A 21,937-nucleotide genomic window follows, 5' to 3' on the forward strand; every position below is an offset into this window, starting at 1 on the left:
GACCGCAGGTAGCGGGCACCTGCAGGATCGTGAATGAGCAAACCCCCCAGAAGGAGCACAGGCGGTGGTACGCGCAACACCCACAGTGGACCGAACCGAACGGGATACCCGGCCGGTCGCCGAGATACTCGTCGGCTCAGCGAGCCGCGAGATGTGCACCGGCCCGGTGCTGACGGTCGGCCTGGTCGCCTCGGCGCGCTACCCCATTCGCGAGCCGTTCGCCGGCGGTCTGGAGGCGCACACCTGGCAGCTGGCCACCGGGCTGCGGAAGAGAGGCCACGACGTGACGGTGTTCGGCGGGACCGGATCCGACCCTGAGCTGGACGTGAGAGCCATGCCGGCCCTGCCCGGGTTGTCGGCGCAAGCCCGGCTCGACGTCAGCATGCCCGCCGACTACTTCATGGCCGAGCACCACGCTTACCTCGGCCTCATGCTCGACCTCGCCGCCACCTCGGAATGCGACGTCGTGCACAACAACTCCCTGCATTACCTACCCATCGCGATGGCGCCCGCCCTCGGCACCCCGATGGTGACCACACTGCACACCCCGCCCACCCCGTGGCTGGAGTCGGCGATCCGGCTGCGGTCCGCCGGCCGCAACCGCTTCGCCGCCGTCAGCGCCCACACCGCACGGCAGTGGTCGTCGCTGGTTCCGGTGGCCTCCGTGGTGCACAACGGGGTCGACCTGGACCGGTGGGTCCCCGGCCCCGGCGGCGCCCCACCGGTCTGGTTCGGCCGTTTGGTGCCTGAAAAGGGACCCGAGCTCGCCATCAAGGCCGCGAGAGCGGCCGGAACCGGGCTCAGGCTGGCCGGCCCGCGACCGGATGCCGGGTACTTCCGGAACTGCGTCGAGCCGTTGCTGGGGGGTGACATCGAGTACCTGGGTCACCTCACCCACTCCGATCTGGTCCGGCTGGTCGGCTCGGCGGGCGTCGCCGTGGTCTCGCCGCGGTGGGAGGAGCCCTACGGCCTGGTGGTCGCCGAGGCGTTGGCCTGTGGCACGCCGGTCGCCGGGTTCGCCCGGGGAGCGTTGCCCGAGATCCTCGACGAGTGCACCGGCGCCCTGGCCGCCCCCGACGACGTGGCCGGGCTCGCCGCGGCCATCACCGACGCTATGACGCTGGACCGTGCCGCGGCGCGCCGGCGGGCGGAAGACACGTGTTCGGTGGACCGGATGGTCGACGAGTACGTGCGGATCTACCGGGAGCTGCTGTCGTGATCGCCTATTATGTGCACCACCACGGCTCCGGGCACCTTCAACGGGCAAGCGCCATCGCCTGCAACCTCGGCGAGGAGGTGCTCGGGCTCTCCAGCCTGCCGACGCCGGCAGGCTGGCCGGGGCAGTGGACCACGTTGCCCGACGACTCCGCCGGAGCCGACGCAGCGCAGGACGACGTCACGGCCGGTGGCACCCTGCACTGGGCGCCCACCCGGCACGCGGGTCTGCGCGACCGGATGGTTCTCGTCGGCGCGGAGCTGCGCCGGTACGGGGTTCGCCTGCTCGTGGCCGACGTATCGGTCGAGATCGCGGTGCTGGCCCGGCTGCACGGCGTGCCCGTGGTGGTCGTCGCGCAGCCGGGACGACGGACCGACCGGGCCCACCGGACGGCCTACGACCTGGCCGAGGCGATCCTCGCGCCGTGGCCACGACGGCCCGCGCCGGACTGGCCGCCCGGATGGCTGGCCAAGACCGTGCACGTGGGCGCGTTCTCACGCTTCGACGGACGAACCACCTCCCCGGCCGGCGCAACGCGACGCGCCCTCGTGCTTTGGGGGTCGGGGGGCCTGGCGGTGACGACCACCCAGCTCCACGCCGCCGCGGCCGCCACGCCGCGGTGGCGGTGGGACGTCGCGGGTCCGGGCCGTTCCGGGGAGTCTTCCGGCAGCCACCCGTCCAACCTGCACCACCACGGATGGGTAGCCGACCCGTGGCCCCTGCTGACCGAGGCCGGCGTCGTGGTCACGCACGCCGGCCAGAACGCCCTCGCCGAGCTGGCGGCCGCCCGGCGGCCCGCCGTCGTCATCCCGCAGCCTCGCCCGTTCGACGAGCAGGAAGCGACCGCGGAAGCGTTGGTCCGCGCTTCGCTGGGCGTGGTCGTGCGATCGTGGCCGGCTCCATCGCGGTGGCCCGGGGTGCTGGCCGAAGCACGAACCCGCGGCGGCGATTGGGCACCGTGGTCGTCCGGCGACGGCGCGGCGCGCGCCGCAGCCCTCCTGCGCGACCTGGCGCGGTTCCGGTGACCGGCCCGGGGTGGCGGCCACGCACCGCCGTCATCACCATCACGGCCGGGCGGGACTCCCACCTTCAACGCCAACGCGACGCGCTCGACGTCGCCGACGCCGAGGTGCACGTCGTCGTCAGCATGGCCGGCGTCCCCCGGCTGCGCACGTGCCCCTCGGCACCCCCTCTCCTCCCGGTCACCGTCCACTCCGGACACCGAGGGCTCCCCCTGGCCGCGGCCCGCAACGCCGGGGCGGACGCGGCCCTCGGCCGGGGCGCCGAGCTGCTGATCTTCCTCGACGTCGACTGCGTTCCCGGTCCCGGATCGCTGGCCCGCTACGCGACCGCGGCGGGCCGGGTGCCCCCGGCAACGGTGCTGTGCGGGCCCGTGGCCTACCTGCCACCGCCCCCGCCCGCCGGCTATCCCGCGCCACGGGAACTCGCCCGGCTCGCCGAGCCGCACCCGCGCAGGCCGGCACCGAAGGCCGATGAAATCGTGCTGGACGAGCACAATTTCGAGCTGTTCTGGTCGCTGTCCTTCGCGCTCTCAGGGGACAACTGGGTCCGCTTCGGTGGATTTTGCGAAGAGTTCGCCGGCTACGGCGCCGAAGACACCGACTTCGCCCTGCGCGCGGCCAGGCGCGGCGCCCGGCTCGCCTGGGTGGGCGGAGCCATCGCCTACCACCAGTACCACCCACCCAGCCGGCACGAGCCGCGGCACGTCCGCGAGCTGGTGGCCAACGCCCGCCTTTTCCACCGCCGTCACGGGTTCTGGCCGATGATCGGCTGGCTGACCGAGCTCGACCGGGCCGGTGCCGTCCGGTTCGACCGCGCCCGCGACACCCTCCGCCTGCTCCCCGGGTTCGGCGACCGGCTCGCGGCCCACCCCGTCCAGTGAGGAACCATCATGTTCGCTCGAAACGTCGCCGTCATCGGAACCGGGTACGTCGGGCTCACCACCGGCGCCTGTCTGGCCTCGCTCGGTCACACGGTGCGAAGTGCCGACTCGGACGGGGCCAAGGTGGCCCGGCTGCGCGACGGTCACGTGGACATCCTGGAACCGGGCCTGGCCGACCTCGTCGCTGAGGGCACTGCCGCGGGCCGGCTCACCTGGGTCACCGGGGCCGAAGCCGTCTTCGAGCAGTCCGCACCGCCGGTGGAGATCGTTTTCCTCTGCGTCCCAACGCCCATGGGTGTCGGCGGTCTGGCCGATCTCTGCATTCTGGAGACGGTGGTGGACGACATCCGCACGCTGCTGCCCCCGGGGTGTGTCGTGGTGACCAAGTCCACCGTGCCCGTCGGCACCGCGGACCGGCTCACCCACCTGCTGGACCGCGAGGACGTCGCGGTGGTGTCCAACCCGGAGTTCCTGCGGGAGGGCACGGCGGTGCACGACTTCCTGCACCCGGACCGGATCGTGGTCGGCTCCGCCCGCCAGGACGCGGCCGAACGGGTCGCGGCGCTGTACGCGCGCCTCGGCGCGCCGACCGTGTTGACCGACAGCCCGTCCGCCGAGCTGGTCAAGTACGCGGCCAACTGCTTCCTGGCGATGAAGCTCTCCTACGTCAACGCGGTCGCCGAGCTTTGCGACCGCGTCGGAGCCGACGTCACCGACGTCACCGAGGGCATGGGTTACGACCGCCGCATCGGCCAGAAGTTCCTGTCCCCCGGGCCCGGCTGGGGAGGTTCCTGTCTGCCGAAGGACACCTCCGCGTTGCTGCAGCTGGCCGACTCGGCCGACTTCGAGTTCCGGCTCGTCCGGGCGGCGATCGACACCAACGACCGCCAGCACAAGCGGATGGTCGACAAGATCCGCGCCGCCGTGACAGGCAGCCGCGCCGGGTCGCTCAGCAAAGTGAAACTGGCCTTGCTGGGCCTGACCTTCAAGGCCGGCACCGCCGATCTTCGCGATTCCCCGTCCCTCGCAGTTGCCGCTCTGCTGCGCCAGGCCGGGGCCGACCTGGTCGCGTTCGACCCAGCGGTGTCCTCTGCCGAACAGCTCCCGGTGGCCGTGGCGGAGGACGCCTACCAGGCCGCCGCCGACGCGGACGCAATCGTGGTCCTGACCGAGTGGCCCGAGTTCCGGCGCCTGGATTGGCCTCGCCTGGCCGCCTGCGTGCGCACCCCGACCGTCGTCGACACCCGTAACCTCCTCGATCCGGCCGCACTGGCCCAAGCGGGGTTCAGCTGGACCGGAGTGGGCCGGCCGGCTCGCACCGAACCGCCGTCGGCGCAAGGCACCGTCCTCGACGGACGCATCCTTGCCGGTTCGGCCACCGCGTCCCGATAACCACCGAAACCGTGCGTATCCGTCACCGTCCCAGCAATCAGGAGGATCCATGCGTCTACCTCACTCCCGTGGCCCGGTGAGCGCTTTGCTCACCGACCGCCTCAGCCGGGTGCCGGACGACCTCACCCCGGTCCCCGTCGCGGACGACCGCGCCCGTCCCGTGGTGCACGACGACGACCTGCAGCTCGCCCTGTGGATCTGCTACGAGCTTGGCTATCGCGGCTTCGACGACGTCAATCCGTCGTGGGAGCACGCTCCTTTCGTCACCGCTCTGCGAAGCCGGCTCGAGCGACGGTGGGAAGCGGGACTTCGCGAGCTCGTCTCCCCGGTTGCCGTCGAGCCGGAGACGGTGCCGAATGCGCTTGCCGAACTGGTCCGGGCCGACGACGGACCTTCGCTGGCGAAGTTTCTGCAGCGACGGGCGTCCTCGGCACAGTTCCGTGAGTTCGTCGTCCATCGTTCCGTGTATCACCTGAAAGAGGCGGATCCGCACAGCTGGGCCATTCCCCGGCTGTCCGGCGCGGCGAAGGTCGCGTTGCTGGAGATCCAGACCGACGAATACGGCACCGGACGGCTGGACCGCATGCACTCCGAGCTGTTCCGGGCCACCATGCGCGGACTGTCTCTCGATGACAGCTACGGCCACTATATCGAGCACGTCCCGGCGGTGACGCTCGCGGTCAGCAACCTGATGTCGTTCTTCGGCTTCCACCGCCGCTGGCTCGGTGCCACGCTGGGACACCTGGCGGCGTTCGAGATGACGTCGTCGCTGCCGAACCGCCGCTACGGCAATGGGTTGCGGCGCCTCGGCGGAGACGAGCCGGCGACTCGATTCTTCGACGTGCACGTCGAAGCGGACGCCGTCCACGAACAGATCGCCGCCCACGACCTCTGCGGCACGTTCGCGCGGGAGAACCCGGCCGCCGCAGCCGATGTTCTCTTCGGCGCAGCGTGTGGGCTGGCAGTCGACGCCGAGTTCGGCCGGACGTTGCTGGCGGCCTGGGCGAACGACCGGTCGTCGTTGCGCTCAGGAACGGTCGCCGCCGGACGCCCGGAATCCGCGGACCTTGTGGGTACCGTCGCAGAAGGGTTTGACGGCCGAGAGCCCGCAGCGGCAGAGCGCGACCGTACTACGGCCGGGATCGATGACCTCGCCGTCCGGTGAGCGGATTTCGAACTCGCCGCGGACCAGCAGCGGCCCGTCGTCGTACGGGGTGATGGTTGCGGGTGCCGCCGTGGTGTCGTTCATCAGCCCCGGATACCCCGGCTCGGCCGGGTCCACGCCACCGGAGCCGACGTGACCGGCGGGCTCACCGTCGGCGTCGAGGAAGAGTTCCTCATCGTCGACGCCCGGACGCGGCGACCGGTCTCCCGGGCTGGTGAGATCCTCGCCCGGCTCCCGGGCGAGGAGGGGTTTCATCGCGAGTTGTACCAATCTCAGGTCGAGACGACGACCGACGTGCTCACGGATCTGTCCGACGTCGGCCGGGCGTTGACCGCATCTCGCACATCGTTGGCGACCGCGGCGCGAGAAACCGCGGCGCTGATCGTGCCGCTCGGCACGCCGCCGCTGGCCGGGGACCGGCCCCGGCTGACCGACACCCCGCGCCACCACGCCATCGGCGCCCTTTACCAGGGTGTCCTCGCCGACTACGAGACGTGCGGCTGCCACGTCCACGTCGGCGTCCCCGACCGGGAGCTCGCCGTCGCCGTCGTCGACCACCTGCGGCCCTGGCTCCCGACGCTGCTCGCGCTGTCCGGGAACTCCGCCGTCCACCACGGACGGCACACCGGTCACCAGAGCTGGCGCGTGATCCAGCAGGCACCGCTGCCCGGTGGTGGCATCCCGCCTCGCTTCGGCGACCTCGCCACCTACGAACGTTGCCTCGGACGTCTGGTGGACAGCGGCGTGCTCGTTGACGACCGCATGACCTTCTGGGCCGCCCGCCCATCGGCGGTGTACCCGACTGTTGAGGTGCGGATCGCCGACGTCGCCGGCACCGTCGACGAGGCGCTGCTGCAGGTAGCGCTGACCCGAGCCCTGGTCCGCACGGCGCTCGCCGACCTGGACCGCGGCGTCGAAGCGCCCGAAGTGGACGGTCAGCTCGCCGCGGCCGCGTTGTGGACCGCCGCCCGACACGGCATTCACGGACCGGGCGTCGACCCGCTGACAGGCCGGCGCGTCCCGGCTGCAACCCTGCTCGACAACCTCTTGTCCCACATACGCCCGATGCTGACGGCGTCCCGCGACGACGTGTTCGCCGACGCTCAGCTCAGCCGCGTGCTCGCCGGCGAAACCGGCGCCGAACGTCAGATCCGGATCGCGCGAGACGGTCTTCACGCCATTATGGACGACGCAGCAGACCGGTTGCTGACGCTCAACCAACCAGATCGAACGCTCGCAGCAGGAAGAACGCGGCCATCCCGATGACGAGGACACCAACGATCACCAGCGCGATCACCGGGATCGTTTTCGACGGCATCGGCTGCGGGTGGGACAGCCCGGACGTCTGGCCGGCGTCGGGCGGGGTGTCCCCCGGGGTCACCGACCCGCCCGCTTCCAGGCCGGGTACCTCCTCCGGTTCCGGCCCCGGCGCCGTCATGACCTCGTCCCGATCATGGTCGCGGAGTGCACGACGACACCGGTCCCGGCGATGAACACGTCTCGTCCGGTCACGGCTTCAGCACGACCTTGACGCAGCCGTCGTGCTTGTCGCGGAACATCTCGTAGCCGTGCGCAGCCTCGGCCAGCGGCAGGTGGTGCGTGGTGAGGTCCAGGGTCCCGAGCGGGTCGGCCGGATCGAGCACGAGCGGGAGGATTTCCTCGGTCCACCGCCGCACGTGGGCCTGGCCCATGCGCAGCTGGATGCCGCGGTCGAACATCTCCATCATCGGCATCGCGTCGACTTCGCCGCCGTACACACCCGACACCGATGCGGTGCCTCCGCGCCGCACACCCTTAAGAGCCGCGTGCAACGCGTCGAGCCGGTCGACGGCGAGCTTGTCGGTCATCTTCCGCGCGAGCGCGTCCGGGAGGAGGCCGGTGGCTTTCTGGGCCACGGTGGCAAGCCGCCCGCCGTGCGCTTCCATACCGACGGCGTCGATCGTGGCGTCCGGGCCGCGGCCGTCGACCAGCTCGATGAGGGTGGTCGCGACGTCTTTCACTTCGTCGAGGTTGACCGGTTCGGCGCCGTAGCGCTCGGCGAGCGCGAGCCGTTCGGGGACCCGATCGACGCCGATGACCCGGCCGGCGCCGAGGTGCGCGGCGATGCGGACGGCGAACTGGCCGACCGGGCCCAGCCCGAGCACCGCCACCGTGCCGCCCGGAGGGACGTCGGCATAGCGGACAGCCTGCCACGCCGTCGGCAGGATGTCCGACAGGAACAGGAACCGCTCGTCCGGGGTCCCTTCGGGGACGACGATCGGCCCGAAGTGCGCCTGAGGCACCCGCAGGTACTCGGCTTGGCCGCCGGGAACCGAGCCGTAGAGCGCCGTGTACCCGAAGAGGCTGGCGCCTTTGCCGTGCTCGCGGACCTGGGTCGTCTCGCACTGGGCGAACAGGCCGCGCCCGCACATCCAGCAATGCCCACAAGAGATGGTGAACGGCACGACGACCCGGTCCCCCACTGACAGGTGAGCGGCAGCGCCGGAGCCGACCTCCTCGACGATGCCCATCGCCTCGTGGCCGAGCACGTCCCCCGGCTTGAGGTACGGGCCAAGCACCCCCGTAGAGGTGCAGGTCGGATCCGCAGATCGCGGTCGAGGTGACCTTGATGATCGCGTCGGTCGGCTCTTCGATGCGTGGGTCGGGAACGTCGGTGATCTCGACGTTCCCGGTGCCTTGCCAGGTGAGTGCTTTGATGTCGGCTCCTCCGTCGGTGGATTCAGGCGACCGCGAACGCGGCGCCGGCCAGGATCCGGCCCAGGGGACTTCGCGGATCGCCCGGCGCTTCACCGAGCAGGGTGGCGGCCGTGAACCCTGCCGCGAGCCCGTCGAAGGTCCGGTGGCGGCGCAGCATTGCGTGCCGGCCGTTCCGGACGCGGACGACGCCGACCCGCGCGGTGCGGGCGAGGTGTTCGGCAGCGCCGAACGCCCGCTCCGGCCGGGCGACGCGGTCCGCCGTGCCGTGCACGAACAGCACTCGCCTGCCGACCGCCGGGACGTCACCGTCTTGGGGGTGCACCCACGGCGCCGGCGCGACGACGCTGCGCACGTCGTGTTCGCCCGCGCTCAGGATCGCCGCCCGGCCGCCGAGGGAGTGCCCGATCAGGCCGACCGGCGTCCCGGACGGCAACCGGTCCCGGATCTGCGCGAGCGCCCAGCGGACATCGTCCACCGGGCTGTGAGCGCTGTCCCAACCGCGCATGGAGTTCAGCAGCCGCCACACAGCCAAGTGGCCGTGGCCGGTGCGCGCGACCCGCTGCGCGATCGGGATCATCCGCACCACCGACAGCTGTGCTGGGCTCACCGGCATCGCGCCGCCACGGGCGCCTCCTCCGTGGAGGACGACCACGGCCGCGGCTGGAGATCGCGGAACCTGAGTGGCGATGAGGCGGGCGGTCGGCAAGGGGACACCTCCGCGTTCGACGCGTCGATTGTGATGATCAACCTGTTCCGCCAGACGTACCCGTGCCGGCCTGCGACAAACGGATTTCGCTGTCGTATTCGAAACCCCCGAGACGACGACGCGTACTCGATCTGGTCGCTCTGGTACGTGGAGGCGATGGCCCGCGGTGGCCGCGTGGAATCGGTGTCATTCGCCAAGCCCGGTGTGCTTGCAAGCGATGAGAGCGGGGTGTCAGCGGTGTGCTCGGGGAGCAAAACGGTTTGTGGAAGGGAGGTGGTCCGGTCCGGAACCACACCCGGTGAGCTGGGCGGAACTCGACTTGGTGCGAGCGGTGAACTGGCTGGCCGAAGCGCTCTGATTCCAGCGTCCGTTCCGCCCGCGTTCTTGTTGCTTCGCTCCTCGAGCGGCACTTCGAGCGTGGCGTCCGCGGCCTGACACAGGTGTCGCGTGACCGGAGCTACCACGTCCGGGCGGCGAGCCGGTCGAGTACGGCGATCCGGCCGCGGTTCGGCACCGAACGCAGTGCGTGGCCCGCGAGGCCCCAGCTGCGCAGCAGAACGTTCGCGGCGATCCAGCCGGTGGTGGCCGCACGCTCCATGAGCGCCACCGGCAGGTCGACGCGGATCGTGTCACCGGCCAGCACCAGTCCGGGCTGCGGCGTCTCCACTGGCGGCCGCCGGGCGAAGCCGCCGACCGGGAACAGCGGGCAGTCCTCGCGGACGAGGGTGCTCGAGCCGACCACCCGGGCATCGGCGGTCTCCGGGTAGAGCCGGTGCAAGACCCCGTCCAGTTCCTTCGCGACGCGGTCGGTGTCGCCACCGGACGCATAGGCGTGCAGTTCGACGACCGACCCGCCGTGAAGGTGCGCCCATCGCCGCGCCTCGCCCTCGTACCGGTCGAGGACGCTGATGTTGTCGAGCGGCGGCAACCCTCCGGTGCCCAGGAACGCCGGCCAGGCGCCGCTCACCGGCCGGTCCAGCCACAGCCGCCGCACGACGAACGGCGGCGCGGTACGCAGGTCCGCCACGGCGGCACGCCACTCCGGTGTGCCCAAGCCGGGTGAGCCGGCCACAACGCGCCGCAGGCCCGGGACGTCGCACGCGAGCACGACCGCGTCGAAAGGCTCGCCATCGACGAAGAACCCGTCTGAGCACGGCTCGACGGTGGTCACCGAGACACCGGTCCGGACCTCGGCACGGCGGTCGGCGAGGTACTCCCCCAGCGGCTCCCACAGCGCCTGCGGGAACGGCTCGGCCGGGACGTCGAACAGCAGGCCTTCGGAAGAACCCAGGAAGTACAGGTGGAACATCGTCGCCAGCTCCGCGGCGGACAGCTCGCCGGGATCGGCGAAGAAGCTGCGGGAGAAGACGTCGAAGGCGAGGTGCCGGGCGGCGGCCGGAAATCCGATGGCGGTGAGGAAGGACGCCGCGTCGGTGTCGTCGAGCTGGTCGTAGATCCGCGGTACGCGGACACCCGCCAGCGGCAGCGCGCGCCGTCCGTTGAGCCGCAGCAGGTCGCGCGGGCGGAAGGTCGGGCTGCGCAGGGCGAACGCGAGCGCGTTGAGCGGCGGGGTCAGCGGCAGCCCGGCGAAGGTGTCCGTGCGGCCGTGCGCGTCGACCAGCGGGTAGTCCGCGACTGCCGTGAGCCGCTCCAGGCCGGGGTCCGTGCGGGTCAGCAGCGCGCGGAGGTTGTAGTACTGGCGGAAGAACGCGTGGAACCCCCGGCTCATGGTGACGGGTGTGCCGTCCGGCAGTCGCTCGGCCCATCCTCCGGCGCGCCCGCCGAGGTACCGCTCGCGTTCGAGCACCGTGACCTCGACCCCGCGCTCGGCCAGGCCGGTCGCGGCCGTCAGCCCGGCGATCCCGCCCCCGACGACCGCGACGCGGGGACGGCCGTCGAGCTGCCCGGCGTCGGCGAGCCCGCCGGGCGCCGGGTGGGTTTCGGCACGGCGGTCGCGTCCCGGCTTCACGGGCGGGTGCCCAGGACGGTGTGGACGATCCCGCGCGGCCAGCCCGGCACGGTCCCGGTCCGGACATCGGTGAAGCCCGCGGCGGCCACGCGGGCGCAGAGATCGGCGACGCCGTCGAAGGCGTGGACGCTGCGCCGCAGGTGCCGGTACAGCGTCGCGTCGCCGGTGACGAGCCGGCCGGCCGGGATCACGATCGTCCCGCACACCGCGTTCCACACCCAGCGCGCCCGCCGGGAGTCGCGCACCGAGTACTCGTGCAGCGCGAGGCGCCCGCCCGGGCGCAGCAGGCCGTACAGCCGCTTGAGCTGCGTGTCCGGATCGTCGAGGTTGCGCACCAGGTAGGCGGCGAAGACCGCGTCGAACGGCCCCTCGTCGGCCAGGTCCTCCACCGCGGTGTGCCGGAACTCGACCCCCGCCGGCCACGGCTTCGCGCGGGCCCGGGCCAGCATGCCCGCGGACGCGTCGATCGCGGTGACCCGCGCGGCCGGGACCGCGGTCAGCAACGCGGCCGTCGAAGCGCCGGTGCCACAGCCGGCGTCCAGGACGCGCGCACCGGGGGACGCTCCGAGGCGCCGGGCGGAAAGGCGCAGGTGCCGGTGGTAGCCCGGGTTGAGGCCGACGAGCCGGTCGTACGCCGCGGCGCCGCCGTCGAACGCCGCCGGTACCTCGGCACGCGGCAAACCGTTATCGGGCAACAGGGTCATCACTGTCCTTTCGCGACTTCCCGCGTTCCCACAGCAGCAGGACCGCGGTGACGAGGGCGTAGCCGTAGAGGAAGTCCTCGACCGGGATGTCCCACGGGAACCGCCAGCCGGTGATGCCTTCGGGCGCGTACCGGACGATCGGCGCGGACAGCTTGGTCAGCCAGCCGTCGACGGGGATCTGGAACGCGGTCACGATGGCCATCGTGACCCAGTACTCGGGACGGCGGAGCAGGCCGGTGCGCAGCACGAGCAGCTCTCCCGCAAGCACCAGAACCACCGCGGCGACGGCCGGAACCGTGTAGCCCCAAGGCATCAGCGCGTCACCCGCGACCGGCGGCGCAGCAGCCGCGCCGTCACCTGCACGCCTTCGTAGGTCAGGACCCCGCAGATCGGCACCACGACGAAGAACAGCACCTCTTCGAGCGGGATGCCCAGCGGCACCCGCAGTCCGGTGACGAACTCAGGGGCGAAGTCCCAGACCCCGGCGGCGACGGCGATCGCGTCCCAGACCAGGAAGACCGCGGCGACCGGCAGCACCGCGCGGGCCAGCAGCCGCGGCCGGCGGTACACCCGGGCCCCGGCCAGCTCCAGCGGCAGCGTGACGGCCACGCAGGCGGCCAGTACCAGGAGGTATTCCAGCTTGCCCACGTCAGGCCACCGCCACCGGGTGGCGGTGGCGGGCCCACCGGGCGCGGACGAGCGCGTCGCCGGCGGCGAGCAACCGTCGATGGCGCGGCACGCGCGCGCGGCCGGCGAAGACGTTGTACCCGGCCGCCTCGATGCGGTCGAGAATCCCGCCGTAGAGCGTGAAGGCGGTCCACACGCACGGCCGGGACGCCGGGTGCAGCATCGTGATGCCCGGTTCGGCCTCGGCGTAGATCCGGCGCGTTCGCGCGACCTGGTCGGCGAGCGCTCGCCGGACGAACTGGTCGACCCGCCTGCTCCGAGCGCACCAGGCCAGCCGGTCGCGGTCGACCCCGGTCGCCGCGAGTTCGTCGGCGGGCAGGTAGACCCGGCCGCGATCGAGGTCTTCGGCGACGTCGCGCAGGAAGTTCGTCAGCTGGAACGCCTTCCCGAGCGCCGCCGCGTGCGGGGTCGCTTCGGCGCGGGGGACGACGGTGTCGAGCACCGGCAGCATCTGCAGCCCGATGACTTCGGCCGAGCCGTGCACGTACTCGTCGAGCGCGGCCCGCGTCGGGTAGCCGGTGACCGTGAGGTCCATCCGCATGGACGCGAAGAAGGCGCGGAAGTGCGGCTCGGGGATGGCGTACCGGGTCGCGGTGTCGATCACGGCGGTGCGCAGCGGATCGTCGCTGCGTCCGGCGGCGAGGTCGGCGAAGAAGTGCCGTTCGACGTCGTGCAGCGTGGCGGCGATGTCGTCCGGGGTGGCGCCGGGCGCCGGTTCGTCGACGAGGTCGTCCAGCCGCCGCGCGAACGCGTAGAGCGCGTGGACGGCGGGGCGCTGAGCGGGCGAAAGCAGGCGCGTGGCGAGGAAGTAGGTCCGGCCGTGCCGGGCGTTGACCTCGCGGCAGCGCAGGTAGGCGCCGCGCAGAGCCGGTTCGGTGATGCCTGCGGCATCGAGTTCGCGGTGCGTCATCGGGTTCCTTCCGCGGCGAGGTCGAGGGTGACGGCCGTGGCCGGCCGTCCGCCGGTGATCCGGTCGGCGGCGAGGCGGCCCGAGAGCAGCACCGTCGGGACGCCGACACCGGGCACCGTCCCGCCGCCGGCCAGGACGACGTTTTCCGTGCCGGGTGGCAGGTTCCGTGGCCGGAACGGTCCGGTTTGGACGAACGAATGCGCGTAGCTGAATGGCGTGCCTGCCACCAGCCCGCGGCGCTGCCAGTCCGCCGGGCTCAGGACGTGGGACAGCTCCGGGGTGAACCCGGGCAGCAGGCGGGAGCGGACGTGGTCGAGGATCTCCTCGGCGTACGGGCCGGCATCGGCGTCCCAGTCGCGCGGGCCGCGGTCGAGGTTCGGCACGGGCGCCAGGATCGAGAACAGGTCCCGGCCGGGCGGGGCCAGGGACGGGTCGGTCGCCGTCGGGCGGGTGATCAGCAACGACGGATCGCTCATCGGCCGTCCTTCGGTGATCAGCTCACGGAACGTCGACGCCCAGCCGTCGCCGAACGAGATCGTGTGGTGCCCGAGGGGATCTCCGGCGCGGCCGCCCGCGTGCAGCACCAGCGCGGACGGCGCCGCGCGCAACGGCACCGGACGCCGGGGCGCGCGCCCGAGCAGCCGGTAGCTCTCGTGCGGCTCGGTGGTCAGCACGACCGCGTCGGCCGCGATCCGTTCGCCGCCGGCGTGCACGGCGGTCACGCGCGCACCTCGGCGTTCGAGCGCCGTGACGGGCGCGCCGAACCGGAACTCCACCCCGGTGTCGGCGGCCGCCCTGGCCATCGCCCGCGGGACGGCCGCCATCCCGCCGTCGGGGAAGTACACGCCGCCGACGGTGTCCATGTAGGAGATGACCGCGTACAGCGCGAGCGCGCGCATCGGCGACTCCCCCGCGTACAGGGCCTGGAAGGTGAAGACGCGCTTGAGCCGTTCGTCGGCCAGGAACGCGCCGATCCGGGCGTCGAGGCGACGGAACCCGCCGAGCGCCACCAGCCGGGCCAGGTCGGGGGTGAGCAGGCCCAGCGGCGAGTCGAAGTTGGTGGCGACGAACCGGTCGAATTCGGCGCGGTACAGCCGGGTCAGCCAGTCGCGCAGGCGGCGGTACCCGGCCGCCTCGGCCGGGCCGGCGAAGTCGCGTACGGCGTCGGTCATCCGGGCCGCGTCGGAGTGCACCGGCAGGACCGAGCCGTCGGCGAACCGCGCGGTGTAGGCGGGGTCGAGGCGGGTCAGCGTCAGGTGCCCGGCCAGGTCGGCGCCCACCGCGGCGAAGGCGTCGCCGAGGACGGCGGGCATGGTCAGGACCGTCGGGCCGGTGTCGAGGTGGTAGCCGTCGAGGTCGAGGCGCCCGGCTCGCCCGCCGGGCCCGGAATCGCGCTCGACGACGACGACCGACCGGCCCCGCCCGGCCAGGTGCAGGGCGGCGGACAGGCCGGCCAGCCCGGCGCCGACGACGACCACGCGGCCGGTGCGGCCGGGGACCGTCCTCATCGGACGCGCTCGGTGCACCGCACCGCGAGCGTCGTCAGCGCGGCGGCCGGCCACGGCGGGAGCCCGGCCAGGTCGGCTGCCTCCAGTGCGTGGTGGACGCGTTCGTCGATGAACTTCTCCAGCTGGTCGGCGGCCCCGGTCGCGGTGATCAGCCGCTGCCAGCGCGCCACGGCGGCGTCGTCGATGACGTCGAGGGCCAGCAGACCACCCAGTTCGGCGCGCTGCCCGCGGTCGGCCAGCTCGGCGGCGAGCACCACCACCGTGGTGGCCTTCCGCTCGCGCAGGTCGTCGCCGACGGGCTTGCCGGTGACGGCCGGGTCGCCGAACACGCCGAGCAGGTCGTCGCGGAACTGGAAGGCTTCGCCGATCAGCCCGCCGTAGGTGCTCAGTGCGTGGACGACCGGCTCGGCACACCCCGCGAGCGCGGCGCCGAACTCGAGGGGCCGGCGCACGGTGTAGTTGCCCGACTTGCGCCGGACCACGTCGAGGACGTCCGCCCACGCGGGCAGCGCGCGGGCGTCGTTGACGAGGTCGCCGAGCTGGCCGAGGGCCAGTTCGGAGCGCAGGTGGTCGTAGCCCGGCCAGCCCCGCGCGAGGACCTCCGCGGGGAGGCCGCTGGTGCGGAGCAGCTGCTCGGACCAGACGAGGAACAGGTCCCCCGCGAGGATCGCGGCCGACTCGCCGAACCGGTCGGCGGATCCGGCGAGTCCGGCGTCTTCGTGCCACCGGGAGAAGGTGACGTGCAGGGCCGGCCGGCCACGACGTCGCTTCGAACCGTCCATGACGTCGTCCTGGGCCAGCGCGAAGCAGTGCAGCAGCTCAAGCGCGGCGGCCGCTCGCAGCGCCGCGTCGTCGTCCGGCGCGCCGCAGCACCAGCCGGTGTAGGCGAACAGCGGGCGGAGAAACTTCCCACCGGCTGCGAACTCGGGCAGGGCGGTGGCCGCCGGGGTGCCGGCGGGACGGCCGGTGAAGTGCTCCCGCACGCGCTCGACGACGAACCCGTGGACCTCTTCGGCGCACCGCGCGCGTAGTTCGTCGAGCCGGGCCGCCGGACCGGTGTCGGTGACCTGTGCCATCCGGGCTCCTTCTCGGTGCAGGACAAATCGACGCGAAAACGATGCAACGGTCGTCTTTACCCGGCGGAAAGGTCGATAAACACCGGTGCACCCGAAAGACGGTCCGCCGTGCGGGCACGGCGGACCGCGTCCACGATGGATCGATGAGTGTCAGCCAGCGGGTCGCCGGGCTCTGGCCGCGACGATGGCCCGTCCAGCCGTTTCGTGAGCCTCGGTGGGCCGGCCAGGAGCCGACGTACCAGGACTGCCCGCCCGCGCTCATCGAGTCCGCGGGCAAGCGGGCGTCGGCGCGTCCGTCGGGCAACTGGTACGTCGTGGGCGCCGCCCGGGCGATCCGCGCCGACCGCCCGTTCGGGGTCACCGTCGGCGGCCGCGAGCTGGTCGCGTGGCGCGGGGAAAGCGGCGATGTCCGGATCGGCCCAGGCGCCTGCCCGCACCTGGGCGCACCGCTCGCCGACGCCCGCGTCGACCGCGGCGGCCTGGTGTGCCGGTGGCACGGTCTGCGGCTGGACGGCCGACGCTGCGGCAGCTGGGCGCCGGTCCCGGCGCACGACGATGGCGTCCTGGTCTGGGCCCGGCTCGACGCACTCGGGCACGAGCCGCCGACCGACCGGCCGGTGGTACCCGCCCGCCCCGGCGGAACGGCGCGCATCGACGCCGTCGCGACGCTCACCGGGATCTGCGAACCCGAGGACGTCGTGGCCAACCGGCTCGACCCGTGGCACGGCGCCTGGTTCCACCCGTACTCGTTCGCGCGCCTCCAGGTGCTCGAGACCCCGACCGAGGACGAGGACCGGTTCCTGGTCGAGGTCACGTTCCGCGTGGCCGGCCGCTGGGGCGTCCCGGTCGTGGCGGAGTTCGAGTGCCCCGAACCGCGGACGGTGGTCATGCGCATCGTGGACGGCGAAGGCGTCGGCAGCGTCGTCGAAACCCACGCGACGCCGTTGGGTGCCGGGCTCGACGGACGCCCGCGCACCGCGGTCATCGAGGCGACGATCGCCGCGTCCGAACGGCCCGGCTTCGCGATCGCGGCCCGGCTTGCGCCGGCGATTCGGCCGCTCATGCGCCACACGGCGGCCCGCCTGTGGCGCGACGACCTCGCCTACGCCGAGCGCCGGTACGCGCTGCGAGCCTGAGCCAGTACCTGTCCAAGCTTCGATCGGCGCGCACTCATCGCGGGAAACCACCGCGCCGGTCGACGAGCGCCGGCCGACGCACGGCTGGCCGGAGGCCGCCTGCACCCGGGAGAAGACTAACCTCGAACGTCGGCTCGACGCTGCCTGCAGGTCGTGCACAACGCGGACCTCGCCGACGCGATCGCCCCCGCCACCGTGCGGCCAGTCGCCGCCGACCTTCTCGGTGCGCAATGCTGCGCCTGCCGGCGATGAGGACCGAGCGGACCGAGACAGGGCTGGGCTGGCGGCGACACCGCTCCCCTGGCTCCAGACGACCGGCGCGCACACGAGCTCGCGACCGCTGTCGGCCGCCGTCCCTGAGCCGGCCCGGACGTCGCTACCCGGGCCCGGTCGTCACGCGTGCGCGCTGGCGATCTTCAGGGGGTCGTTCGGCGCCTTCGGGCGAGCGTCCAGCATGCGCTGGCCCACCTCCTGCAGGCGTTTGCGCCCGAGGGCCTTGCGCACCTCGGGGAACCACTCCTCTTCTTCCTCTTCCACGTGGTGGCGCACGTTTTCGATGAGCACGGTGACCTTCGCGTCGAATGTTTCGTCCTTCGCGTCCAGGTCCCGCAGCTCGGCCATCAGCCACACCATCACGTGGTGCTCCTCGACGCTTTCCAGCACGTGGTCGCGCGTTTCCGGAACCGCCTCCTTCGCCACCGGGTAGAAGATCTCTTCCTCGATGTAGGTGTGCGTCGTCAGCTCGCCGATCATCGCGTCGACGATCTTCCGCTTTTCCGCAAAGTCTTCGTCACCGGCCTTTTCGAACTGCTTGAACAGCTTTTCGACGGTCCGGTGGTCGTTCTTCAGCAACACGATCGCGTCGGTCGACACGGCGGCCTCCTCGGGGTCTTCCCGGGAATACCCGGCGGCGCACGGCTCAACCGGTCGTCGTTTCCGGCAACCTGGTCCCGCTCACGGCCGAGCGGGACTCAGGCCTTCCGCAGGGCCGCCTCCGAGGGGCCTTCCCGCAACGGGCGGTGCTCAGCGGGACGCGTCGCCATTGACCGCGTCGGCCGGCGGAGCCACCGACGAGAGCGTCTTCATGGTCACGTAGCTGGTCGCCGTCGCGACCCCGGGCAGGCTTGCCAGGCGGTTGGCGTGGAAGTCCTCGAAGGCTGGCAGGTCGGCGACCTCCACCTGGAGCAGGTAGTCGTAGTTGCCGGTGACGTGGTGGGTCTGCACCACCTCGGACAGCTGGACGACAGCGCGTTCGAAGGCCGCGACGTCCGCGCGAGCATGACGCACGAGCCGGACGCCGGCGAACACGCGCAGGCCGCGACCGACCGCCGCGGGGTCCACCAGCGCCTGGTAACCGCGGATCACGCCCGTTTCCTCCAGCTTGCGCACCCGACGCAGGCACGGTGACGGCGACAGTCCGACACGTTCGGCCAGCTCGGCGTTGCTGATCCTGCCGTCCGTCGCGAGCACCGCCACGATCGCACGATCCACTTCGTCCATGGCGGCAGATTATTGCGCCAAAACCCCACCTACCACAATCCGATGCCACCCCGGCGGCGCTATTTACTGCCAAAGTTGCCCCGATGAGCGGTCGACAGCGCCCGGAACAGCCACGCTGAAGTGGTCAAGTCCGACGACCGCTGGAGGCACCGTGGCAGGCACCAGCACGACCGCCGTGCACGCCGACCGCGACGTGCACCCCGATCGCGCCGTCGCGCCGCCGATCTTCCAAACGGCGGCGTTCTCAGCCGACACCGGCGAGCAGTTCGCCCGGTCCGCGATCGAACGGCGCGGCCGAGGCTTCTACACCCGCTACGGCAACCCCAACCACGCGCAGGTCGCTTCGGTCGTCGCGGAGCTGGAACACACCGAGGCAGCGCTCGTGACCGCGTCGGGGATGGCCGCGCTCACCACCGCCGTGCTCGCGCTGGCCTCGGCGGGCGACCACGTGATCGGGCAGCAGGCGCCCGCCAGCCACGATTCTCATCCGGAGGAGCCCGAGCTGATCGGTGACATCGACATCCACCCGCTCACGGACGGGACGTTCCGCGCCTCCCCTGCCTACTTCGGCGACCACGTCCGCCCCGAAGGTCACGAGCACCTGTTCCTGCCCCGCGACGGCATGGCCTGGCTGCCCATCGGCAGCTTCCTCGTCCGCACCGGGGACCGCACGATCCTCGTCGACGCCGGTCTCGGCCCGGCGATCGACGACGCCGGCCCCCGGCGGCTGCTCGTCGGCGGGCAGCTGCTGCTCGGCCTGCGCGCCCTCGGCGTCGCACCCGCCGACATCACCGACGTCGTCTGCACCCACCTACATTCCGACCACTGCGGCTGGCTGTTCGACATCCACGCGAACCCGGTTTTCCCGCACGCCACCATCTGGTTCGGCGCGCGCAACTGGGACCACTTCGTCGACGGCGACGGGCACCTGGCCGACCACATCCAGCGCGGCCTCGTCACCACGCGCGAACGCGGCGAACGGCTGCGGCTCGTCGGCGAGGACACCACCATCGCCCAGGGCCTCACCCTGATCATGACGCCCGGACACACCCCAGGGCACCTGTGCGTCGTCGTCTCCTCCGCCGGTAAGCGCGCGATCCTGCTCGGCGACGCGATCATCTGCCCGGTCCAGCTCGACGAGCCCAGCTGGCGCTCGATGGGCGACGTCGACCCCGAGCTCGCGCAGCGCGTCCGCGACCGGCTGTTCAAGGAACTCGAAGACAAAACCACCACCGGCGTCGGCGCCCACTTCCCCGAGCTGCAGTTCGGCCGGGTGCTCACCGGGCAAGGACGACGCTGGTACACGTGAGCGCGCACCGGGTCACGCGCGCTGAGCAGCCGACGGTCGCCGATCTCAACGCCGGCACCCGTGTAAGTCGACCTCGATACCTGTCGCAGCCTCGGCCTGTCGCCAGAACACCCGCCCGGACTCTTCGCTCGCGCTTGGCCCGACAGGACGGACGCAACGGGCCAGCCGGTCGTGCCGTGCCGTGGGCCGGAGAACTGCCCACCCCGGGCATTCGGGTCGATGGCCGCACGCACAACCGGCCAGGCGCCTCGATCCCTTCCCTGCGCGATGACCGCGGTCAGACACTCCGACGGCTGTCGCCGCCGGATTTCGAGGCGGTCACTTCGCCGCCTTCCCTCTGAGCCTGGCTGAACGCCCGCTGCCGACCCCATGCCCGGAACGCCGGCTGCCGTGAAGCACGGACGAACGACGCTCCGTGGTCCCCACGACCTTCTCGCGTCGGCTGACCATCAACGCAAGAGTTCGATCAGCGGCGCGAACTTGGTCATGTTGCGCTCGAGAACGGTAATATAGTTGATACCCCAAGCGTCACGCCGGTCGCGCAGTCGGCCGGCCATCTGCTCCGGCGTGCCGACGAGCAGTCCGATGTACTCTTCCAGCCGCTCGTTGTCGTCGACCGTGAGATAACGCTTGAGCCGTCCCAGCGCGCTGTCGCGCTCGTGAGGTCGGATCAAGGCTTGGACCAAGATGTTGATCTCAACGTGTTCGGACCGGTCGCCCAGGAGTTCCCGCACACGCCCCAGACGGCTCGCCGCCTCGGCCTCGACCGCCAGCGTCAGGTGCCCACTGTCGGCGGTTCCGGCTCCGGTGATCGCGACGATGTCGGCGTGCTCGGCGGCAACACGAAGCATCCGCTCTCCCCACCCCGCAATCAGCAGGGGCGGACCGCCGTTCTGCACAGGGCGAGGCCGGTAGCCATCGTCGGAGTAGAGCCGCCGCAGGGTTTCGGCGATCTTCGCCACCTGGTCGACACGCTCGGCCCCGTCGGGAAACGGGACACCCACCTCGTCGAACTCCGCCTTCACGAAACCCGCGCCGAGTCCCAGCTCCACCCGGCCACCCGTCAGCTGGTCGACCGTTGCCACTTCACGTGCCAGCAGCCCCGGGTTGTAGAAAGGTGCATTGAGTACAAAAGTGGTGATCCGCATCCGTTGCGTCGCTTCTGCCGCCAGCACCATCGCCGGAAACGGCGCCGGTCCCTCCAAGTGATCGGGAAGACCGATCACGTCGAAGCCCAGTCCTTCTGCCTTGCGACATTTTTCGATCCACTCACTCCGGGACCCCACGGACGTCATGGTCACCCCGAACCGGAAACCCTTGGCCATACACCCAATCTACCGACGACGAGCGGAGGCAGCCCACCGGGCTCTGACGGCGAGACCTCGACCCTCCGCGCGCCGCTTCGATCGTGCCGCAACCTCGGCCTCGACTTCCCCTCCGGTTGTTGAACAACCGACAATATGAGGCAGGGAAAACCGTTCCCAACAAGAGGGAAAGCCATTTCTCCACAGCTTGCGCTTGCACGCACACTTTGCGCATGTTAGTATAGCTAACTGTACAAACAGTGGCGGGCACGACTCGGTGTTTTACGGTCGAGCCCTGGCAAGGCTTGTATCAAGGGGGGTCTGGGGTGTTGCATTTTTGCCTGGTCAATGTCGATGACACGACCGGTTTGATTTTGAAAAAGGTGTGCCGGTCATCGACACACCTGGAGCGCAGGACGTAACCGCCTGCCGCGAGTCCCACTTCACCGAAAATTCAACTCGTTAACGCGCGATTGAATTTTCGTTCCGCGCATGGATCAAGCCTGCGCGCCCGCGCGCGCCGACGCGGACGAAGATACGAGGCCGCGTTTTCCTGATGTGGACTCATTCTTCCGAGAAGAGACTTCCGACGCAGGCCGCGACCATCCGGCCGTACTGTTCGCGGTGATCACGACGCGGCCCACATCGGCATGCCCGCCGAATGAAGCTGGATTCAGCATTCATCGCCGGAAACTCCACGCGCCGGAGATCGTGCATATCACGGCAATCAATTCGGAATGAATTCACCTCAATCA

The 21,937-nt window shown here is 71.4% G+C and carries 21 protein-coding genes and 2 pseudogenes; 9 read left to right on the top strand and 14 right to left on the bottom strand.

The features are described from left to right. Positions 1 to 151 precede the first annotated feature (151 nt). The 5 genes from ACZ61C_RS28670 to ACZ61C_RS28690 all read left to right on the top strand — a co-directional run bounded on the left by ACZ61C_RS28670 (position 152) and on the right by ACZ61C_RS28690 (position 5,676). A complete protein-coding gene (locus tag ACZ61C_RS28670; protein WP_465310947.1) occupies positions 152 to 1,219 on the top strand; it encodes a glycosyltransferase in 1,068 nt (355 codons plus the stop codon). Continuing rightward, complete coding sequence (locus ACZ61C_RS28675; protein WP_465310948.1) at positions 1,216 to 2,241, top strand: glycosyltransferase; 1,026 nt, start codon at positions 1,216 to 1,218, stop codon at positions 2,239 to 2,241. The genes ACZ61C_RS28670 and ACZ61C_RS28675 overlap by 4 nt, the downstream gene beginning before the upstream one ends. After that, positions 2,238 to 3,119, top strand: coding sequence for a glycosyltransferase family 2 protein (locus ACZ61C_RS28680; protein ID WP_465310949.1), 882 nt, complete (start codon positions 2,238 to 2,240; stop codon positions 3,117 to 3,119). The genes ACZ61C_RS28675 and ACZ61C_RS28680 overlap by 4 nt, the downstream gene beginning before the upstream one ends. Positions 3,120 to 3,128: 9 nt before the next feature. Continuing rightward, a complete protein-coding gene (locus ACZ61C_RS28685) occupies positions 3,129 to 4,511 on the top strand; it encodes a UDP-glucose dehydrogenase family protein (protein WP_465310950.1) in 1,383 nt (460 codons plus the stop codon). A gap of 76 nt (positions 4,512 to 4,587) precedes the next feature. Then, positions 4,588 to 5,676: an iron-containing redox enzyme family protein gene (locus ACZ61C_RS28690; protein ID WP_465310951.1), complete on the top strand. Its 1,089-nt coding sequence runs from the start codon at positions 4,588 to 4,590 to the stop codon at positions 5,674 to 5,676. On the opposite strand, the pseudogene ACZ61C_RS28695 reads toward ACZ61C_RS28690, so the two are convergent. Then, a pseudogene (locus tag ACZ61C_RS28695) lies at positions 5,638 to 5,760 on the bottom strand (hypothetical protein); the annotation flags it as partial. The gene ACZ61C_RS28690 and the pseudogene ACZ61C_RS28695 sit on opposite strands and share 39 nt — an antisense overlap. A gap of 48 nt (positions 5,761 to 5,808) precedes the next feature. Between ACZ61C_RS28695 and ACZ61C_RS28700 the strand changes: the two are divergent. Further along, complete coding sequence (locus tag ACZ61C_RS28700) at positions 5,809 to 6,942, top strand: carboxylate-amine ligase (protein WP_465310952.1); 1,134 nt, start codon at positions 5,809 to 5,811, stop codon at positions 6,940 to 6,942. Here ACZ61C_RS28700 and ACZ61C_RS28705 read toward each other — a convergent pair. From ACZ61C_RS28705 to ACZ61C_RS28750, 10 genes and pseudogenes are all read right to left on the bottom strand, one after another. Continuing rightward, positions 6,890 to 7,114 carry a DUF6480 family protein gene (locus tag ACZ61C_RS28705; RefSeq protein WP_465310953.1) on the bottom strand — a complete coding sequence of 75 codons (225 nt, stop codon included), beginning with the start codon at positions 7,112 to 7,114 and terminating at the stop codon, positions 6,890 to 6,892. The two genes, ACZ61C_RS28700 and ACZ61C_RS28705, sit on opposite strands and share 53 nt — an antisense overlap. Positions 7,115 to 7,184: 70 nt before the next feature. Further along, positions 7,185 to 8,373, bottom strand: a pseudogene (locus ACZ61C_RS28710) (zinc-dependent alcohol dehydrogenase). 22 nt (positions 8,374 to 8,395) lie between these two features. Then, positions 8,396 to 8,980: an alpha/beta hydrolase gene (locus ACZ61C_RS28715; protein WP_465310954.1), complete on the bottom strand. Its 585-nt coding sequence runs from the start codon at positions 8,978 to 8,980 to the stop codon at positions 8,396 to 8,398. A gap of 556 nt (positions 8,981 to 9,536) precedes the next feature. Further along, positions 9,537 to 11,048 (bottom strand): hydroxysqualene dehydroxylase, encoded by a 1,512-nt coding sequence (locus tag ACZ61C_RS28720; RefSeq protein ID WP_465310955.1) that lies wholly within the window; start codon positions 11,046 to 11,048, stop codon positions 9,537 to 9,539. Next, complete coding sequence (locus ACZ61C_RS28725) at positions 11,045 to 11,752, bottom strand: class I SAM-dependent methyltransferase (protein WP_465310956.1); 708 nt, start codon at positions 11,750 to 11,752, stop codon at positions 11,045 to 11,047. Before ACZ61C_RS28725 ends, ACZ61C_RS28720 begins: the two co-directional genes overlap by 4 nt. Beyond that, positions 11,733 to 12,065: a lycopene cyclase domain-containing protein gene (locus ACZ61C_RS28730; protein WP_465310957.1), complete on the bottom strand. Its 333-nt coding sequence runs from the start codon at positions 12,063 to 12,065 to the stop codon at positions 11,733 to 11,735. Before ACZ61C_RS28730 ends, ACZ61C_RS28725 begins: the two co-directional genes overlap by 20 nt. Next, positions 12,065 to 12,400 carry a lycopene cyclase domain-containing protein gene (locus ACZ61C_RS28735; protein WP_465310958.1) on the bottom strand — a complete coding sequence of 112 codons (336 nt, stop codon included), beginning with the start codon at positions 12,398 to 12,400 and terminating at the stop codon, positions 12,065 to 12,067. The genes ACZ61C_RS28730 and ACZ61C_RS28735 overlap by 1 nt, the downstream gene beginning before the upstream one ends. Position 12,401: 1 nt before the next feature. After that, the gene (locus tag ACZ61C_RS28740; RefSeq protein ID WP_465310959.1) at positions 12,402 to 13,349 is read right to left on the bottom strand and encodes a phytoene/squalene synthase family protein; all 948 of its coding nucleotides are present in this window, start codon (positions 13,347 to 13,349) and stop codon (positions 12,402 to 12,404) included. Then, the gene (crtI, locus tag ACZ61C_RS28745) at positions 13,346 to 14,857 is read right to left on the bottom strand and encodes a phytoene desaturase family protein (protein ID WP_465310960.1); all 1,512 of its coding nucleotides are present in this window, start codon (positions 14,855 to 14,857) and stop codon (positions 13,346 to 13,348) included. The genes ACZ61C_RS28740 and crtI overlap by 4 nt, the downstream gene beginning before the upstream one ends. After that, positions 14,854 to 15,933, bottom strand: coding sequence for a polyprenyl synthetase family protein (locus tag ACZ61C_RS28750; RefSeq protein WP_465310961.1), 1,080 nt, complete (start codon positions 15,931 to 15,933; stop codon positions 14,854 to 14,856). The genes crtI and ACZ61C_RS28750 overlap by 4 nt, the downstream gene beginning before the upstream one ends. A gap of 143 nt (positions 15,934 to 16,076) precedes the next feature. Here ACZ61C_RS28750 and ACZ61C_RS28755 point away from each other — a divergent pair, with 143 nt between their 5' ends. Next, positions 16,077 to 17,069, top strand: a complete 993-nt coding sequence (locus ACZ61C_RS28755) for a DUF5914 domain-containing protein (RefSeq protein ID WP_465310962.1) — start codon at positions 16,077 to 16,079, stop codon at positions 17,067 to 17,069. A gap of 393 nt (positions 17,070 to 17,462) precedes the next feature. Here the strand turns inward: ACZ61C_RS28755 and ACZ61C_RS28760 are convergent, their stop codons facing one another. After that, on the bottom strand, positions 17,463 to 17,942 hold the full coding sequence (locus ACZ61C_RS28760; RefSeq protein WP_465310963.1) for a hemerythrin domain-containing protein: 480 nt from the start codon (positions 17,940 to 17,942) through the stop codon (positions 17,463 to 17,465). Positions 17,943 to 18,092: 150 nt separating this feature from the next. After that, positions 18,093 to 18,569 carry an Lrp/AsnC family transcriptional regulator gene (locus tag ACZ61C_RS28765; RefSeq protein WP_465310964.1) on the bottom strand — a complete coding sequence of 159 codons (477 nt, stop codon included), beginning with the start codon at positions 18,567 to 18,569 and terminating at the stop codon, positions 18,093 to 18,095. A 151-nt stretch (positions 18,570 to 18,720) separates the two neighbouring features. On the opposite strand from ACZ61C_RS28765, the gene ACZ61C_RS28770 reads away from it, so the two are divergent. Next, on the top strand, positions 18,721 to 19,878 hold the full coding sequence (locus ACZ61C_RS28770) for an MBL fold metallo-hydrolase (RefSeq protein WP_465310965.1): 1,158 nt from the start codon (positions 18,721 to 18,723) through the stop codon (positions 19,876 to 19,878). Positions 19,879 to 20,327: 449 nt separating this feature from the next. Here the strand turns inward: ACZ61C_RS28770 and ACZ61C_RS28775 are convergent, their stop codons facing one another. Then, positions 20,328 to 21,203 carry a TIGR03621 family F420-dependent LLM class oxidoreductase gene (locus ACZ61C_RS28775; RefSeq protein ID WP_465310966.1) on the bottom strand — a complete coding sequence of 292 codons (876 nt, stop codon included), beginning with the start codon at positions 21,201 to 21,203 and terminating at the stop codon, positions 20,328 to 20,330. A 471-nt stretch (positions 21,204 to 21,674) separates the two neighbouring features. Here ACZ61C_RS28775 and ACZ61C_RS28780 point away from each other — a divergent pair, with 471 nt between their 5' ends. Beyond that, entirely contained in the window at positions 21,675 to 21,923 is a 249-nt protein-coding gene (locus tag ACZ61C_RS28780; protein WP_465310967.1) for a hypothetical protein, read from the top strand. The last annotated feature ends 14 nt before the right edge of the window (positions 21,924 to 21,937 follow it).

Source organism: Amycolatopsis sp. NPDC104587, from assembly GCF_055583645.1.

What these genes read in the sequence shown, in the direction of transcription:
- ACZ61C_RS28670 (WP_465310947.1), top strand. Translation starts at nt 152, where the DNA reads ATGTGCACCGGCCCGGTGCTGACGGTCGGCCTGGTCGCCTCGGCGCGC.
- ACZ61C_RS28685 (WP_465310950.1), top strand. Translation starts at nt 3,129, where the DNA reads ATGTTCGCTCGAAACGTCGCCGTCATCGGAACCGGGTACGTCGGGCTC.
- ACZ61C_RS28705 (WP_465310953.1), bottom strand. Translation starts at nt 7,114, where the DNA reads ATGACGGCGCCGGGGCCGGAACCGGAGGAGGTACCCGGCCTGGAAGCG.
- ACZ61C_RS28725 (WP_465310956.1), bottom strand. Translation starts at nt 11,752, where the DNA reads ATGACCCTGTTGCCCGATAACGGTTTGCCGCGTGCCGAGGTACCGGCG.
- ACZ61C_RS28730 (WP_465310957.1), bottom strand. Translation starts at nt 12,065, where the DNA reads ATGCCTTGGGGCTACACGGTTCCGGCCGTCGCCGCGGTGGTTCTGGTG.
- ACZ61C_RS28740 (WP_465310959.1), bottom strand. Translation starts at nt 13,349, where the DNA reads ATGACGCACCGCGAACTCGATGCCGCAGGCATCACCGAACCGGCTCTG.
- crtI (WP_465310960.1), bottom strand. Translation starts at nt 14,857, where the DNA reads ATGAGGACGGTCCCCGGCCGCACCGGCCGCGTGGTCGTCGTCGGCGCC.
- ACZ61C_RS28750 (WP_465310961.1), bottom strand. Translation starts at nt 15,933, where the DNA reads ATGGCACAGGTCACCGACACCGGTCCGGCGGCCCGGCTCGACGAACTA.
- ACZ61C_RS28755 (WP_465310962.1), top strand. Translation starts at nt 16,077, where the DNA reads ATGAGTGTCAGCCAGCGGGTCGCCGGGCTCTGGCCGCGACGATGGCCC.
- ACZ61C_RS28765 (WP_465310964.1), bottom strand. Translation starts at nt 18,569, where the DNA reads ATGGACGAAGTGGATCGTGCGATCGTGGCGGTGCTCGCGACGGACGGC.
- ACZ61C_RS28775 (WP_465310966.1), bottom strand. Translation starts at nt 21,203, where the DNA reads ATGGCCAAGGGTTTCCGGTTCGGGGTGACCATGACGTCCGTGGGGTCC.
- ACZ61C_RS28780 (WP_465310967.1), top strand. Translation starts at nt 21,675, where the DNA reads ATGGATCAAGCCTGCGCGCCCGCGCGCGCCGACGCGGACGAAGATACG.